Genomic DNA, 15,048 nt, shown 5'->3' on the forward strand with positions numbered 1-15,048 from the left:
TCAGCGGGCGGCCACGGTCGCCGTGAGGCCCTCCCCGGAGGCGTCGGTGAGGGTCAGGGTTCGGTGGTTCAGCCGATAGGTGAGCGGGCCGTCGAGGAGCTCGTACAGCCGCGTCTCCAGCTTCATCTGCGGGGGCGTGCACATCATCCGGGTCGTCGCCGCCGGGCCCTCGACGGTGAGGGTCCGGGCCTTCTCGTCGAGGCGGGCGGTCGCGGAGAAGTTGTTGCAGCCGAGGTTGCCGGTGACCCGGCCGTCGGCGCCGAGGACGAACCGCGCCTTGTCACCGCTGCCGGCGGGCAGGGAGGACGCCGTCTCCTTCGAGACCAGCCCGTCGACCTTCCAGGTGGTGCCGCGCAGCGGGACGGCCCGCTCGGCGGTCAGCTCCAGGACGTTGCGCCCGTCGGACGAGGCCAGCCGCAGGTCGTCGCCCTTCAGCGTCCCCTTCAACGGGCCGGAGAAGGCCTTCAGGAGCTCCTTCTCGAAGCGCTCCCGGTCGCCGGGGCAGCCGATCTCGGTCACCTCGTCCGGGGAGACGGTGAGCGTGTCGCCCTTGAGCACCACACCGGCGCCGAAGGTGTTGCAGCCGGTGTTCCCCCGGGCCCGGCCGTCCTCGAAGTCGACGCGCGCGCCGTCGGGCGCGGCCGACCTGCGGCCGTCGACCGTGACGGCGTCGACCGTCCACTGCGTGCCGGCGACCGGCAGGTCGGGCTCTCCCGCGCCCGCGCCGCTCCCCGCCCCTCCTTCCGTACCGCAGGCGGTGAGCAGAAGGAGGGGGACCAGGACGACGAGTGCGCGTGGCTTCGGCATGCCGGTGGGACGGACGGCCCTGCCGTACGGTTCCGCCGGTCACCCCATCAGGGGCAGCAGGTCCTTCAGGTCGGCGCGCTCCCCGCTCGCGCTGACGTGCGCCGCGTCCAGCTCCGCCGCCCAGTCCGTACGGCCCGTCGCGAGCCGGATCCAGGTCAGCGGGTCCGTCTCCACCACGTTCGGCGGGGTGCCCCGGGTGTGCCGGGGGCCCTCCACGCACTGCACCACCGCGTACGGCGGGACCCGCACCTCCACCGCCCCGCCCGGGGCCTTCACCGCGAGCGTGTCGGCGAGGAGCCGGGTGCAGGCGGCGAGGGCCTGGCGGTCGTACGGGACGTCCGCGCCGGTTGCCGCGTTGAGGTCGTCGGTGTGGACGACGAGTTCGACGGTGCGGGTCACCAGGAAGTCCCCGAGCCGCATCGCGCCGAAGCGGCTCGGGACGAGCCGCTCGTCGGAGACGCCCGCGATCGCCTCCTCGTACCGCGCGAGGGTCCGCTCGTACAGCGCCGGCAGGTCACCCGTGTCGATCGCCCGGGTGTCCTCGTCGATGCTCGCCGCCGCCGTCGCCGTGGCCAGGGGCCAGTCGGCCAGGGCGAGTTCCCGCCGCTCCGGCTCCGGCTCCGCGAGCTTCCGGACCAGGGAGCCGAGCACCATCGTGAAGTGCGCCGCCAGGTCCCGTACGGTCCACTCCCCCAGCCGGGTCGGCCCGTCCAGCTGCTCGGGCGTGAGCGCGGCGACCGCCTCCCGTACGTGCCCGAACTGGGCGAGCACGGCGGCCCGGATCTTGGCGGAGTCGTACGTGCGGGGACGCTTCTTGGCGGGTGGCATGGCCCGAGGCTAGCGCCGAGACTGGAGGGAGGGGGAACTCCCCTCGCGAAAGGCAGTGACGGGACCATGACCCATCACGAGCACCCCGATGCCGCACTCGTGCGCCGGGGCTACGAAGCGTTCAGCAAGGGTGACATGGAGGCACTCGCCGCCACCATGACCAGCGACTGCACCCACCACGCACCCGGCACCACCCGGTTCGGCGGGCACTTCAAGGGCCGGGACAACGTCCTGGCCATGTTCGGCGAGATGTTCGAGTACACCGGCGGCAGCATGCGCGTCGAGCTCGAGGGCATCTACCCCGACGGCCGTGGCCATGTGATCTCGTCCCACAAGTTCTACGCCGAACACGGCGATCGCGGGATCGAGATGAGGGGCGCCATGTTCTTCACCATCATCGGGGGCAAGGTCTCGGACGTCGACGAGTGCGTCGAGGACATCACCGAACTCGACGCCTTCTACTCCCAGGCCTGAGAATCCCAGGCCTGAAAAAGGCGTCGAGCCCCCGCCCGGGTGAGGGCGGGGGCTCGTTCCGGTACGGACGATCAGGCCAGCAGGCCCGGGATCGTCGCCTCGTGCGCCTCGCGCAGCTCCGTCAGGGAGAGCGCGAACTCGCCCTGCACGTCCACCGCGTCACCGTCGACGACGCCGATCCGGGTCGCCGGCAGACCCCGCGCACCGCACATGTCGGTGAAGCGGAGCTCCTCGCTGCGCGGGACGGCGACGACCGCACGGCCCGCCGACTCGCTGAAGAGGAACGTGAAGGCGTCCAGGCCCTCGGGGACGACCAGACGCGCGCCGTTCCCGCCGCGCAGGCAGGACTCGACGACCGCCTGCACGAGACCGCCGTCGGACAGGTCGTGCGCCGCGTCGATCATGCCGTCGCGCGAGGCCGAGATCAGGATCTCGCCGAGCAGCTTCTCCCGGTCGAGGTCCACGGCCGGCGGCAGACCGCCGAGGTGCTGGTGGATGACCTCGGACCAGGCCGAGCCGCCGAACTCCTCGCGCGTGTCGCCGAGCAGGTAGAGGAGCTGGCCCTCTTCCGCGAAGGCGATCGGCGTACGGCGGTTGACGTCGTCGATCACACCGAGGACGGCCACGACGGGCGTCGGGTGGATGGCGACCTCACCGGTCTGGTTGTAGAGGGAGACGTTGCCACCCGTCACCGGGGTGCCGAGCTGGAGGCAGCCGTCCGCGAGACCACGGGTGGCCTCGGCGAACTGCCACATCACGGCCGGGTCCTCGGGCGAACCGAAGTTCAGGCAGTCCGAGATCGCGAGGGGCTTCGCACCGGAGGCGGCGACGTTGCGGTACGCCTCCGCCAGCGCGAGCTGCGCGCCCGTGTACGGGTCGAGCTTGGCGTACCGGCCGTTGCCGTCGGTCGCCATGGCCACGCCGAGGTTGGTCTCCTCGTCGATACGGACCATGCCCGCGTCCTCGGGCTGCGCCAGGACCGTGTTGCCCTGCACGAACCGGTCGTACTGGTCCGTGATCCAGGACTTCGAGGCCTGGTTCGGGGAGGAGACGAGCTTGAGGACCTGGTCCTTCAGCTCGGCGCCGTTCTGCGGCCGGGGCAGCTTGCCGGCGTCGTCGGCCTGGAGGGCGTCCTGCCAGTCCGGACGCGCGAACGGCCGGTGGTAGGTCGGGCCCTCGTGGGCGACGGAGCGCGGCGGCACGTCGACGATCTGCTCGCCGTGCCAGAAGATCTCCAGACGCTCGCCCTCGGTCACCTCACCGATGACGACGGCGATGACGTCCCACTTCTCGCAGATCTCCAGGAAGCGGTCGACGTGCTGCGGCTCGACGATCGCGCACATGCGCTCCTGCGACTCGCTCATGAGGATTTCCTCGGGCGAGAGCGTGGCGTCGCGCAGGTGGACCTTCTCCAGGTCGACCCGCATGCCGCCGGAGCCCGCGGAGGCCAGCTCGGACGTGGCGCAGGAGAGCCCGGCGCCGCCGAGGTCCTGGATGCCCGCGACGAGCTTCTCCTTGAAGATCTCCAGGGTGCACTCGATGAGGAGCTTCTCCTGGAAGGGGTCACCGACCTGGACGGCGGGGCGCTTGGTGGGCTTGGTGTCGTCGAAGGTCTCGGACGCGAGGACCGAGACGCCGCCGATGCCGTCGCCACCCGTGCGGGCGCCGTACAGGATGACCTTGTTGCCGGGGCCGGAGGCCTTGGCGAGGTGGATGTCCTCGTGCTTCATCACGCCGATGCAGCCGGCGTTGACGAGCGGGTTGCCCTGGTAGCAGGAGTCGAAGACGACCTCGCCACCGATGTTGGGCAGGCCGAGGCAGTTGCCGTAGCCGCCGATGCCGGCGACGACACCGGGCAGCACGCGCTTGGTGTCGGGGTGGTCGGCCGCGCCGAAGCGCAGCGGGTCGACGACCGCGACCGGACGGGCACCCATGGCGAGGATGTCGCGGACGATGCCGCCGACGCCGGTGGCCGCGCCCTGGTAGGGCTCGATGTACGAGGGGTGGTTGTGCGACTCGACCTTGAAGGTGACCGCGTACCCCTGGCCGACGTCGACGACGCCGGCGTTCTCACCGATGCCGACGAGCATGGCGTCGTTCTCGGGGACCTTCTCGCCGAACTGCTTCAGGTGGACCTTGCTGCTCTTGTAGGAGCAGTGCTCGGACCACATGACCGAGTACATGGCGAGCTCGGCGCCGGTGGGCCGGCGGCCGAGGATCTCGCGGATGCGCGCGTACTCGTCCTCCTTGAGGCCGAGCTCCTTCCAGGGCTGCTCGCTGTCCGGCGTCTCGCTCGCGTGCTTGACGGTGTCGAGGCTCATCAGGCGTTGACCAGCTTCTTGAGGATCGAGGTGAAGAAACCGAGACCGTCGGTCTTGCCGGTGCCGACAAGCGGTTCGACGGCGTGCTCCGGGTGCGGCATGAGGCCGACCACGTTGCCCGCGGCGTTGGTGATGCCCGCGATGTCGCGCAGCGAGCCGTTGGGGTTGACGTCCAGGTAGCGGAAGGCGACCCGCCCCTCGGCCTCCAGCTCGTCGAGCGTGTGCTCGTCGGCGACGTACCGGCCGTCCATGTTCTTGAGCGGGACCTCGATCTCCTGGCCCTCGGTGTAGTCCGAGGTCCAGGCGGTCTCCGCGTTCTCCACCCGCAGCTTCTGGTCGCGGCAGATGAAGTGGAGGTGGTTGTTGCGCAGCATCGCGCCCGGCAGCAGATGGGCCTCGGTGAGGATCTGGAAGCCGTTGCAGATGCCGAGGACGGGCATGCCCGCCTTCGCCTGCTCGATGATCGTCTCCATCACCGGCGAGAAGCGGGAGATGGCTCCGGCCCGCAGGTAGTCGCCGTAGGAGAAGCCGCCGGCCAGGACCACGGCGTCGACCTGCTTGAGGTCCTTGTCGCGGTGCCAGAGCGAGACGGGCTCGGCGCCCGCGAGGCGGGCGGCACGCAGCGCGTCCTGGTCGTCGAGCGTTCCGGGGAACGTGACGACGCCGATGCGTGCGGTCACGACTCCACCTTCACGATGAAGTCTTCGATCACGGTGTTGGCAAGGAAGGTTTCGGCCATCTCATGGATGCGGGCGAGGGCGGCGTCGTCGACCGGTCCCTCCACCTCCAGCTCGAAGCGCTTCCCCTGACGGACGTCGGCGATTCCGGCGAACCCGAGGCGAGGCAGTGCACGCTGCACCGCCTGTCCCTGCGGGTCGAGGATCTCCGGCTTGAGCATGACGTCGACTACGACGCGTGCCACTGGCACTCCCGGTGGTGTGTTGCGTGGGCGGTTCCCTCAGCGTACCTGCCTCCAAATTCTACGCGGGTAGAGATCTGAAGGATCCTACAAAAGCCCGGTTCAGAGCGGTGTGCGTCACACGAACACCTTCCACGCGCCCGGCACGCACTCCACACAAAATTCGAGTGAAATATTGCGGACCGCATTACACCGGGACACGCTGAAACAATTGACAGGGCTTCACAATGCGACGCCTGCCGCTGTACAAAGGAATCCAGAAGAAAGCAGCATTGTCCCGGCACAGCCGTACGGTCGGCATCGTCGCACGTCAGGGGCGCCACAAGCGCTCCGTCGACCTCGGCGGCCGCAGGAAAGGACCGATATCCGTGGCTCAGCGTGTGGTGGTCACTCTCTCCGACGACATCGACGGCGGAGAAGCGGCTGAAACGGTCGCGTTCGGCCTCGACGGGAAGATGTACGAGATCGACCTGAATGCTGCCAATGCAAAGAAACTCCGCAAGGCCCTCGCGCCCTACCTCGCCGCCGGGCGCAAGCTGCCGGCCAGGGCGGCGGCCCGCCGGAGCGCCTCGGCCGACTCGTACACCCACACCGCCCTCGCCCCCGATCCGGCGGCGGTCCGCGCCTGGGCCCAGTCCAACAAGATGGACGTCCCCGCCCGCGGCCGGATCCCGAAGCGCGTCTACGAGGCCTTCCGCGAGGCGAGCTGAGCGGGGGCCGAACAGGAGAGCGGGCCCGGCCGGGGAGGCTCGGCCGGAGCCGATTTGCATTGCACCCCCTCTGATCGGCTAGAGTCTGGATCACGCCGAGGGGCGAGGCCGAAAAAGCCAAGTCCCCAGCAGCGTGCGGGTGTAGTTCAGTAGCAGAACAGCCCCCTTCCAGGGGGAAGGCGCAGTGTGCAATCCCTGTCACCCGCTCTGCGAGAAACGCGTTACCGACCACTCCGGTGGATCAGGTAGAGTGGTGCTCGCACCGAGCAGCGAAAGCTGACCGGTAGCAATGCGGACGTGGCTCAGTTGGTAGAGCATCACCTTGCCAAGGTGAGGGTCGCGAGTTCGAATCTCGTCGTCCGCTCAGGGATCAAAGGCCCCGGTTCTCAGGAACCGGGGCCTTTGTCGTGTTCCCGGGGAGTGTGAAGGGCCCCACACGGCGGTATGTCACGAGCACCGTCGAGGTTGGGTATAGTTAGCAGCGCGCTACGGCGCATGCGGACGTGGCTCAGTTGGTAGAGCATCACCTTGCCAAGGTGAGGGTCGCGAGTTCGAATCTCGTCGTCCGCTCCATGAAGAAGCCCCCGGTCGAATCGACCGGGGGCTTTCTCGTTCCCTAGGACCAGGCCTGGCCGGTCAGGAGCTCGAACGCCTCGATGTACTTGGCGCGGGTCGCGTCCACGACCTCCTGCGGCAGGGCCGGCGGCGGCTGCTCGCTCTTGCGGTCCCAGCCGGAGGCCGGGGACGTCAGCCAGTCCCGTACGAACTGCTTGTCGTACGAGGGCTGGGCGCGGCCCGGCTGCCACTGGTCGGCCGGCCAGAAGCGGGACGAGTCCGGGGTGAGGACCTCGTCGGCGAGGATCAGGCGGTCGCCCTCGAAGCCGAACTCGAACTTGGTGTCGGCGAGGATGATGCCCCGGTCGCGGGCGATGTCCCGGGCCCGGCCGTACACGGCGAGGGTCGTCTGGCGCAGCAGGGCGGCGGTCTCGGAGCCGACCTGGCGGGCGACCTCCTCGTACGACACGTTCTCGTCGTGGTCGCCGACCGCGGCCTTCGTCGCCGGGGTGAAGATCGGCGCGGGCAGCTCGGAGCCGTCGCTCAGGCCCTCGGGGAGCGCGAGGCCGCAGACCGTGCGGGACTCGTTGTACTCGAGGAGGCCGGATCCGGTGAGGTAGCCGCGGGCGACGCACTCGACCGGGACCATGTTCAGCGACTTGCAGATGGTCGTGCGGCCCTCCCAGTCGGCGGGGGCGCCGGCCGGCAGCTCGGTGGACAGCACGTGGTTCGGGACGATGTCGGCGAGCTGGTCGAACCACCACAGGGAGAGCCGGGTGAGGACCCGCCCCTTGTCGGGGATCTCGGTGGGCAGCACCCAGTCGTACGCGGACATGCGGTCGCTCGCCACCATGACGAGGTCACCGGCCTCGTTCCGGTACAGCTCGCGCACTTTGCCCGTGTGGAGATGGGTCAGGCCCGGGACCTGGACGGGCTCGGGCTTTTCTACGAATCCGGACACGGTTCCTCCGCGTAGGTTGATCCAGGAGCGAGTCCGATTCTCTCGCACATCCGGCCGGATCCTGCCGGATGCGCCTGTGACCCCCCGCTCAGTCCCTTTTGCCTCGGTCGTTGTGCCTCAGACGCATGTGCCTGAGACCCCTGTGCCTCAGACCCGCTTGCTTCAGTCCCTTTTGCAGATGCGGTCGAGGAGGTTCGCGGTGGCGCGCTGGATCCTGGCGTCGACATGGCCCGGCCGGTCGAGCGCCGGCGACCAGGCGAAGGTGCCGGACGCGAAGACCCACGCCCCGGAAGGGGCCCGGTAGAGACTCGTCTCCTGGTGGCGCAGGGCACCTTCGCTGTCCTGGTACGGCGAGTGGGAGAGCAGGATCCGGCCCTGGTGCTCCGGGAGCGCGGTGCGCGGGAAGTAGCGGTCGGCCTCGCCCGCGACCAGGCCCGGGAGCTCGTCGCCGTCTCCCGCGCCGGTGGCCTCCCAGATCCAGTGGTCGGCGTTCCGTACGACCAGCGGGTGCGGTTCGGGCACGCGGCCCGCGTACTGGATGCCGAGGAGCTGCTGCTCGGGCCGGTCGACCTCGCGCCAGAGCGCCGGGCGGCCGGGGCCGCGCCGCTTGCGGCAGGTGAGGAGGCGGTCCGGCACCCCGGACGGCGAGGGGCCCAGCTCCACCTGCCAGTACATGGTGTTGGCGGAGAGGAAGACGAGCGAGGTGCCCTGGTCGCGGGCGAGTTCGACGGTCCGGCGCATCGGCGCCGACCAGTACTCGTCGTGGCCCGGGAAGACGAGACCCCGGTAGCGGCTCGGGTCGACCCGGCCGGCGTGCAGGTCGCGGGTCTCCGCGTACGCCAGGTCGTAGCCGTAGCGCTCGGCCCACCGGATGAAGTCGTACGCGTGGCCGACGTGCAGGGGCAGCCCCGCGCCCGCGTACGGGCGGTCGAAGGAGACGGTGACGGCCGCCTCCTCCTCGCCGAGCAGCCGGCCCTCCTCGTCCCAGGCGTGGTAGAGGCTGGCGCCGGTGTGGCCGTCCTCCGGGTAGAGGTTGTACGCCTGCCAGGTCACGTCCGGGAGGACGAGGAGCAGATCCGCCGGGTGGTTGTCGCGGACCGTGAAGGGGATGTGCGAGCGGTAGCCGTCGGCGGTGGTGAGGACGGCGACGTATGCGCCGATCGACCAGTACGAGGGGACCTGGAGCCGCCAGGACTGCCACCAGTGGTGGCAGGAGACCGTGCGGTCGGCGGTGAGCGGGGCCGGCTGGACGATCCCGGAGAGGCGCGGGCTGGTGGTGATCTTCGCGGCGCCGTCGCCGCCGTAGTGCCCGATCCGGTAGACGTCGACCGAGAACTGCTGCGGCGGGTCCACGGTGATGTGGAAGTCGATCGACTGGCCCGGCGCCACGGCCCCGTCGGACGCGAAGCCCTTGATCTGGCGCCGGACGTCGTCGGCCGTGCGCGGGCCGCCGCTGCCGCCCCGGGCCAGGGTCTCGTCCGCGTACCAGGGGACCATCTGACCGGTGTCGTCGAAGTAGTTCTCCGAGCCGCGCAGCCAGGGCAGCGGGCCCTGGCCGAAGGGATCGGAGACGGCGTGCGCGAGCGCACCCGACTCCCACCGTCTGATCTGCTCCGCCCCCATGTGCGCCCCTCCCTCGACTCCCCCGGTCGGCCGGTCAGTGCCTGTGGCTCGTGCCTCTGTCTGCGTGCCTCTGTCAGTGACGGTCTCCAGCACATCACATAACGCACGCACTCCGTCACCGTTCGTCGCGAATTGGCGAGAGTGGAAGCCCAAGCTCCGGGTTGTCGTTCGTCCGGGTCGCTCTCAGACCAGGCGTACGGGCTTCTCCGGGCGCACCCCGGTGAGGGTGAGCCAGGCCCGCAGGGGCTCGGGGTCGCCGTCCTCGACGAGGGCGAGGACCCGGGGACCGAGGTCCGCCGCGCGCTCGCCGCCGACGAGCAGGGCCGGCCCGTCGAGCCAGTCGAGGCCGGGGGCGGCCTCGGCGGTGTCGACGGCCGCGCAGCAGACCATCGCGGTCACGTGGTCGGCGAGCAGGTCGCGGCCGGTACGGGGCGGCTGGAGCGGGAACAGCGGCAGGGGCCCGTCGGGGCCGCTGACGGCCATGTGCGGGGTGGCGGTCCGGCCCTTGTCAGCCGTCCGGCCCTTCTCGGACGTCCGGCCCTTCTCGGCCGTGCGGGCGTTCTCGGCCGTGCGGGCGTTCTCGGCCGTGCGGGCGTTCTCGGCCGCTGCGGCGACGCGGGCCTCGCGGGCCGCCTCCTCCCGCGCGAGCAGCGCGCTGAGCGCTCCGGCGAGCGCATCGGCGGCGGGGTTGACCGGCTCGTCGTCGTCCTCGTCGGGGTCCGCGGTGGCGGGATCGGGGCGGGAAGCGTCCGGGCCTGTGGTCGCGGTGGCAGGCTCGGGGCGGGAAGCGTCCGGGGCTGTGGTCGCGGCGGGATCGGGCCGGGGCGTCGTCAGGTGGGCCATCACGCGGGTCAGGGTCGGGCCCGCCGCGCCGGAGCCCCGGCCGCCGGAGGCCTCGGCCACGCCCAGGCCGTCGAGGACCTGGTGCAGGCGGGCCGCGTCGGTGCGCCACTTCCGGTCGACGACCTCCTCCGGGTACTGGCTCCACTCCACCGGGGCCCAGTCGGGACCGGGCTCGGCCGGGCCGCCGTGGAAGAGGCGGGCGGCGAGCAGCGAGGTGGCCTCGTCGACGGCGCCGGGCTCCTCCAGGAGGTCGCAGGCGGGGCGCTCACCGAGCCGGGAGGAGAAGCCCTCCGCGAGCCGGTCGCGGCGGGAGAGCTCGGTCAGCGCGGAGACCACGCCCGCGTCGAGCTTGGCGGGCCAGCGGCCCATGCGCCAGGCGGGCAGCGCGACCCGGGTCAGGAGCCGGTCCCAGCCCGCGTACGCCAGGCCGACCTGCTCCTGGGCGACGATCCGTACGCCGTAGTCCACCGCCTGGGCGCGCTCCGAGCCGGCGGCGGCGACCCCGCGCTCCATCTCGGCGGCGTGCCCGCGACAGGCGCGCAGCAGCACGCGGGCGACCTGCCCGACACCGTGGGCGCCGAGCCGGCGGAGCGGGTCGAGGCCGGGGTCCCGGGGCACGGCGACGGCGGCGTCCAGGCCGCGGACGAAGCGGCGGGCCGCGGCTATGTCGGGATGGGCGGCGGGTCCCGTACCGGCGACGACGGGGGCGAGGACCGCCCGCAGCTCGCCGACGCGCATCCACCACAGGAACGGCGAGCCTATGACCAGGACCGGAGCGCCGTCGCCGCCGGACGTGCGGTGCAGGCGGTGGGCCCGGTGGGTGCGGTCCTCCAGCCAGCTGTCGCAGTCCGGCGTGAGGGCTATCGCAGCGGGCGGCGGGACGTCGAGCCGGTCGGCCAGGTCGCGGACGAGGCGGTACAGATCGGGGGCGGCGGTCTCGGCGAGCTCCACCGTCGGCGTGGTCGCGGGACGGGCCCGGGCGACGACGAGGGCGACGGCCGCGGCGGCGAGGAGGACGAGCACGGCGAGGACGGTCACGATCCAGCGGGCCGTGTCCCAGCCCGCTCCCGTGAAGTGGCCGGTGACCCCGCCCGCGTACAGGACGACGGCCACCGCGGCGGGGAGCACCGCGAGGCCCAGTGCCCTGCCGCGGACGCGGAGGACGGCGAGGGCCCGGGAGCGCGCGGCGCGCGCACCCCACTCCTCGCCGACAACGGAGCCGGTACCGGACACGCCGTTCATCACCCCCTCCTGCCCTCGACGGGACTGCCTGTGGCGGTGTTGCTCACTCCCCCACTGTGGCACCCGCCACTGACATCGCAATGCCGGTGGGCCAAGTGCCGGAATGCCTTCGCCGCACCCTAGTTGGGGCTGTGGCGGGCGTCATCCGTATGGCCGAGCCGTCACTCGATGGAATGGCTTTGGGTAAAGGTGATGGCGCACGTGTGGCCGTGTGGTGCACAGATTCCGCACCACACGGCCACAAGTGGAATCACAGGGATTCAGGCGAAATCGAGCAGATTCAGGCCTCTGCGGCCTTCCGCGCGATGTCCGTCCGGTGCTGCGAACCGTCAAGGCGGATGCGGCCGACCGCCGCGTACGCGCGCTCACGGGCCTGCGCCAGGTCCGAACCGGTGGCGGTGACCGAGAGGACGCGCCCGCCGGCGCTCAGGACCGCGCCGTCCTCGCCGCGCTTCGTACCGGCGTGGAGCACGTACGCGTGCGGGGCGTCCTTCTCGGCGACCTCGTCCAGGCCCTCGATCGGGTCGCCCGTGCGCGGGGTGTCCGGGTAGTTGTGCGAGGCGACGACCACGGTGACGGCGGCCTCGTCGCTCCAGCTCAGCGGGGCCTGGTCGTCCAGGGTGCCGTTGGCGGAGTGCAGCAGGACGCCCGCGAGCGGGGTCTTCAGACGGGCCAGGACGACCTGGGTCTCGGGGTCGCCGAAGCGCGCGTTGAACTCGATGACCCGCACGCCACGGCTGGTGATCGCCAGACCCGCGTACAGGAGGCCGGAGAACGGGGTGCCACGGCGGCGCAGCTCGTCGACCGTCGGCTGCAGGACGGTCTCCAGGACCTCCTCGACCAGCTTCGGGTCGGCCCAGGGCAGCGGCGAGTAGGCGCCCATGCCGCCGGTGTTCGGGCCCTCGTCGCCGTCGAGCGCGCGCTTGAAGTCCTGCGCGGGCTTCAGCGGGAGGACGGTCGTGCCGTCGGTGATCGCGAAGAGGGAGACCTCGGGGCCGTCCAGGTACTCCTCGATGACCACGCGGTCGCAGGCGAGCGCGTGCGCCCGGGCCTGCTCGACGTCCTCGGTGACGACGACGCCCTTGCCGGCCGCGAGGCCGTCGTCCTTCACCACGTACGGAGCGCCGAAGGCGTCGAGCGCCTCGTCGATCTCGGCCGCGGTGGTGCAGACGTAGCTGCGGGCGGTGGGGACCCCGGCGCCGGCCATGACGTCCTTGGCGAACGCCTTGGAGCCCTCCAGCTGCGCCGCCTCCTGGGACGGACCGAAGACCGGGATGCCGGCCGCGCGGACGGCGTCGGCGACACCGGCGACGAGCGGGGCCTCCGGGCCGACGACGACCAGCTCGGCGCCGAGCTCGGTGGCGAGCGCGGCGACGGCCGCGCCGTCCAGCTGGTCGACGGGGTGCAGCTCGGCGACCTCCGCGATTCCGGCGTTGCCGGGCGCGCAGTGCAGAGCGGTGACGTCGGGATCGAGGGAGAGAGAGCGGCACAGGGCGTGTTCGCGGGCGCCGCCGCCGATGACGAGGACCTTCACGCCTGCCAGGGTAGCCCGCGGGGCGGGATGCCCCTTGTGCGGGCCACCGAGCGAGACACCCCTACTCGTTCGTGTATTCCTCCACAACCGTGGCTCCCAGCTCGCGCACGATCAGGTCGTGCCCGGAGAGCGCGGAGTCGACGAGGTCCGGATCGTCCTCCTCCGGGATGTCGTCCTCGGGCGCCACGGGCTGCGGCGCGGGCGGCGTGTACGCGGGCGCGGGGGCGGCCGGCGGGGCCTGCTGGAAAGCGGGGGCCGGGGCGGGCTGCGCCTGTACGGGAGCGGACGGCGGGGCCTGCTGGAAGGCGGGCGCGGGAGCGGGAGGGGCGGGCCGGCCGCCGCCTCCACCGCCGAAGCCGCCACCGCCGCCGCCACCGAAGCCACCGCCGGACCCGCCGCCGAAGCCGGTGGCGGCGGGCGGGGGCGCGGAGCCGCCCGAGGGGTCGATGATCGCCTCGATCTTCCAGTTCACGTTGAACTGCTCGGCGAGGGCCTGCTTGAGGACCTCCTCGCTGCCGCTGCTCGCGAAGTTGTCGCGGGCGCCGGCGTTGAGGAAGCCGAGCTGGAGCGTCGTGCCGTCGAACCCGGCCACCTGGGCGTTCTGGCTGAGCAGGATCCAGGTGAAGCGGCGCCGGTTCTTCACGGCGTCGAGGATCTGCGGCCACAGGTTCCGCACCTGGGCCGTGTCCCCGCCGCCGGCGGCCGGAGCGGGAGCCTGCGGCGCGGGCTGCGCCTGTACGGGCGCGGGGGCCGGGGCGACGGGCGCCGAGGGCGCGGACGCGCCGGGCCAGGCACCGGGGGCGCCGCCGCCGGGGATGGCGGCACCGGGCCAGGCACCGGGCCGGGGCCCGGCGGGGGCCGGCTGCTCCTGCACGGGAGCCTGTACGGGAGCGGGGGCCGGCTGCTGAACGGGCGCCGGGGCGGGCGGGGGCGGGGCCATCGGCGTATGAGCCTCGGGCCCGGGGACGTACCCCATGGCGGGCGCCGGCGGTCCGGGCGTGAAGACCGGCGCGGGCGCGGCGGCGGCCCCGCGCTCCAGCCGGTCGAGCCGCGCCTGGAGGGAACGCTCGTCGTCGAAGGCGGCGGGCAGCAGCACGCGCGCGCAGATCAGCTCCAGCTGGAGCCGGGGCGAGGTGGCGCCGCGCATCTCGGTCAGTCCGGCGTTCACGAGGTCGGCGGCGCGGCTGAGCTCCGCGGCCCCGAACACGGAGGCCTGCGCCTGCATGCGCTCGATGACGTCGACAGGAGCGTCGATGAGCCCCTTATCGGCGGCGTCGGGCACGGCGGCGAGGATCACGAGATCCCGCAGCCGCTCCAGGAGGTCGGCGACGAACCGCCGGGGGTCGTTGCCGCCCTCGATGACCCGGTCGACGACCTCGAACGCGGCGGCGCCGTCCCCGGCCGCGAAGGCGTCGACGACGGAGTCGAGCAGCGACCCTTCGGTGTACCCGAGAAGAGAGGTGGCCATGGAATACGTCACACCGTCGTCGGCGGCACCGGCGAGCAGCTGGTCCATGACGGACATCGAGTCACGCACGGACCCGGCACCGGCGCGCACGACCAGCGGCAGCACCCCGTCCTCGACGGGAATCCCTTCCCGCCCGCACACCTCGCCGAGGTAGTCCCGAAGCGTCCCCGGCGGCACGAGCCGGAAGGGGTAGTGATGGGTCCGGGACCGAATGGTCCCGATGACCTTCTCGGGCTCGGTGGTGGCGAAAATGAACTTGAGATGCTCCGGCGGCTCCTCGACCACCTTCAGGAGGGCGTTGAAGCCCGCCGAGGTGACCATGTGGGCCTCGTCGATGATGTAGATCTTGTAGCGGCTGGACGCGGGCCCGAAGAAGGCCTTCTCCCGCAGGTCACGGGCGTCGTCCACACCACCGTGCGAGGCGGCGTCGATCTCGATGACGTCGATGGACCCGGGCCCGTTCCGCGCGAGGTCCCGACAGCTCTGGCACTCCCCGCAAGGGGTGGGCGTGGGCCCCTGCTCACAGTTCAGACACCGCGCGAGAATCCGCGCACTGGTCGTCTTTCCGCAGCCTCGCGGCCCGCTGAACAGGTACGCGTGATTGACCCGGTTGTTCCGCAGGGCCTGCTGCAACGGGTCGGTGACATGCTCCTGCCCGATGACCTCGGCGAAGGACTCGGGGCGATAGCGGCGGTACAGCGCGAGAGACGACACGTATACGAGGTTATAGGCGCCCACCGACAACCCGGGAAAACCGACCTGT

Annotated in this window: 12 protein-coding genes and 3 tRNA genes; 5 read left to right on the forward strand and 10 right to left on the reverse strand. The window is 71.8% G+C overall.

Going from position 1 to position 15,048, the window contains the following annotated elements; genetic code table 11:
- Both AC07AW_RS35260 and AC07AW_RS35265 read right to left on the reverse strand, forming a co-directional pair.
- Positions 1 to 807 (reverse strand): META domain-containing protein, encoded by an 807-nt coding sequence (locus tag AC07AW_RS35260; RefSeq protein WP_478819552.1) that lies wholly within the window; start codon positions 805 to 807, stop codon positions 1 to 3.
- A 39-nt stretch (positions 808 to 846) separates the two neighbouring features.
- Entirely contained in the window at positions 847 to 1,635 is a 789-nt protein-coding gene (locus AC07AW_RS35265; protein ID WP_478819553.1) for a maleylpyruvate isomerase family mycothiol-dependent enzyme, read from the reverse strand.
- Between the two features lie 66 nt (positions 1,636 to 1,701).
- On the opposite strand from AC07AW_RS35265, the gene AC07AW_RS35270 reads away from it, so the two are divergent.
- On the forward strand, positions 1,702 to 2,109 hold the full coding sequence (locus AC07AW_RS35270) for a nuclear transport factor 2 family protein (protein ID WP_478819554.1): 408 nt from the start codon (positions 1,702 to 1,704) through the stop codon (positions 2,107 to 2,109).
- Positions 2,110 to 2,180: 71 nt separating this feature from the next.
- Here AC07AW_RS35270 and purL read toward each other — a convergent pair whose 3' ends face one another.
- From purL to purS, 3 genes are read right to left on the reverse strand one after another with little or no spacing between them, the layout of a single operon-like run.
- Positions 2,181 to 4,430 (reverse strand): phosphoribosylformylglycinamidine synthase subunit PurL, encoded by a 2,250-nt coding sequence (gene purL, locus AC07AW_RS35275; protein ID WP_478819555.1) that lies wholly within the window; start codon positions 4,428 to 4,430, stop codon positions 2,181 to 2,183.
- Entirely contained in the window at positions 4,430 to 5,110 is a 681-nt protein-coding gene (purQ, locus tag AC07AW_RS35280) for a phosphoribosylformylglycinamidine synthase subunit PurQ (protein WP_478819556.1), read from the reverse strand. The genes purL and purQ overlap by 1 nt, the downstream gene beginning before the upstream one ends.
- Positions 5,107 to 5,352: a phosphoribosylformylglycinamidine synthase subunit PurS gene (purS, locus tag AC07AW_RS35285; protein ID WP_017240564.1), complete on the reverse strand. Its 246-nt coding sequence runs from the start codon at positions 5,350 to 5,352 to the stop codon at positions 5,107 to 5,109. Before purS ends, purQ begins: the two co-directional genes overlap by 4 nt.
- 365 nt (positions 5,353 to 5,717) lie before the next feature.
- On the opposite strand from purS, the gene AC07AW_RS35290 reads away from it, so the two are divergent.
- The 4 genes from AC07AW_RS35290 to AC07AW_RS35305 all read left to right on the forward strand — a co-directional run bounded on the left by AC07AW_RS35290 (position 5,718) and on the right by AC07AW_RS35305 (position 6,632).
- Positions 5,718 to 6,059: a histone-like nucleoid-structuring protein Lsr2 gene (locus AC07AW_RS35290; protein ID WP_478819557.1), complete on the forward strand. Its 342-nt coding sequence runs from the start codon at positions 5,718 to 5,720 to the stop codon at positions 6,057 to 6,059.
- Positions 6,060 to 6,194: 135 nt separating this feature from the next.
- Positions 6,195 to 6,266, forward strand: a tRNA-Gly gene (locus AC07AW_RS35295).
- A gap of 84 nt (positions 6,267 to 6,350) precedes the next feature.
- Positions 6,351 to 6,423 (forward strand) — tRNA-Gly (locus tag AC07AW_RS35300).
- A 133-nt stretch (positions 6,424 to 6,556) separates the two neighbouring features.
- Positions 6,557 to 6,632 (forward strand) — tRNA-Gly (locus AC07AW_RS35305).
- Positions 6,633 to 6,675: 43 nt separating this feature from the next.
- Here the strand turns inward: AC07AW_RS35305 and AC07AW_RS35310 are convergent.
- From AC07AW_RS35310 to AC07AW_RS35330, 5 genes are all read right to left on the reverse strand, one after another.
- Complete coding sequence (locus AC07AW_RS35310) at positions 6,676 to 7,575, reverse strand: phosphoribosylaminoimidazolesuccinocarboxamide synthase (protein WP_478819558.1); 900 nt, start codon at positions 7,573 to 7,575, stop codon at positions 6,676 to 6,678.
- A gap of 162 nt (positions 7,576 to 7,737) precedes the next feature.
- Entirely contained in the window at positions 7,738 to 9,198 is a 1,461-nt protein-coding gene (locus AC07AW_RS35315) for a N,N-dimethylformamidase beta subunit family domain-containing protein (RefSeq protein ID WP_478819559.1), read from the reverse strand.
- Between the two features lie 183 nt (positions 9,199 to 9,381).
- On the reverse strand, positions 9,382 to 11,283 hold the full coding sequence (locus tag AC07AW_RS35320) for a M48 family metalloprotease (RefSeq protein ID WP_478819560.1): 1,902 nt from the start codon (positions 11,281 to 11,283) through the stop codon (positions 9,382 to 9,384).
- 280 nt (positions 11,284 to 11,563) lie between these two features.
- Positions 11,564 to 12,817: a phosphoribosylamine--glycine ligase gene (purD, locus tag AC07AW_RS35325; protein WP_478819561.1), complete on the reverse strand. Its 1,254-nt coding sequence runs from the start codon at positions 12,815 to 12,817 to the stop codon at positions 11,564 to 11,566.
- Between the two features lie 61 nt (positions 12,818 to 12,878).
- Complete coding sequence (locus tag AC07AW_RS35330) at positions 12,879 to 14,999, reverse strand: DNA polymerase III subunit gamma and tau (RefSeq protein ID WP_478819562.1); 2,121 nt, start codon at positions 14,997 to 14,999, stop codon at positions 12,879 to 12,881.
- Positions 15,000 to 15,048: the final 49 nt, after the last annotated feature.

The organism is Streptomyces sp. NPDC044003 (assembly GCF_056435185.1).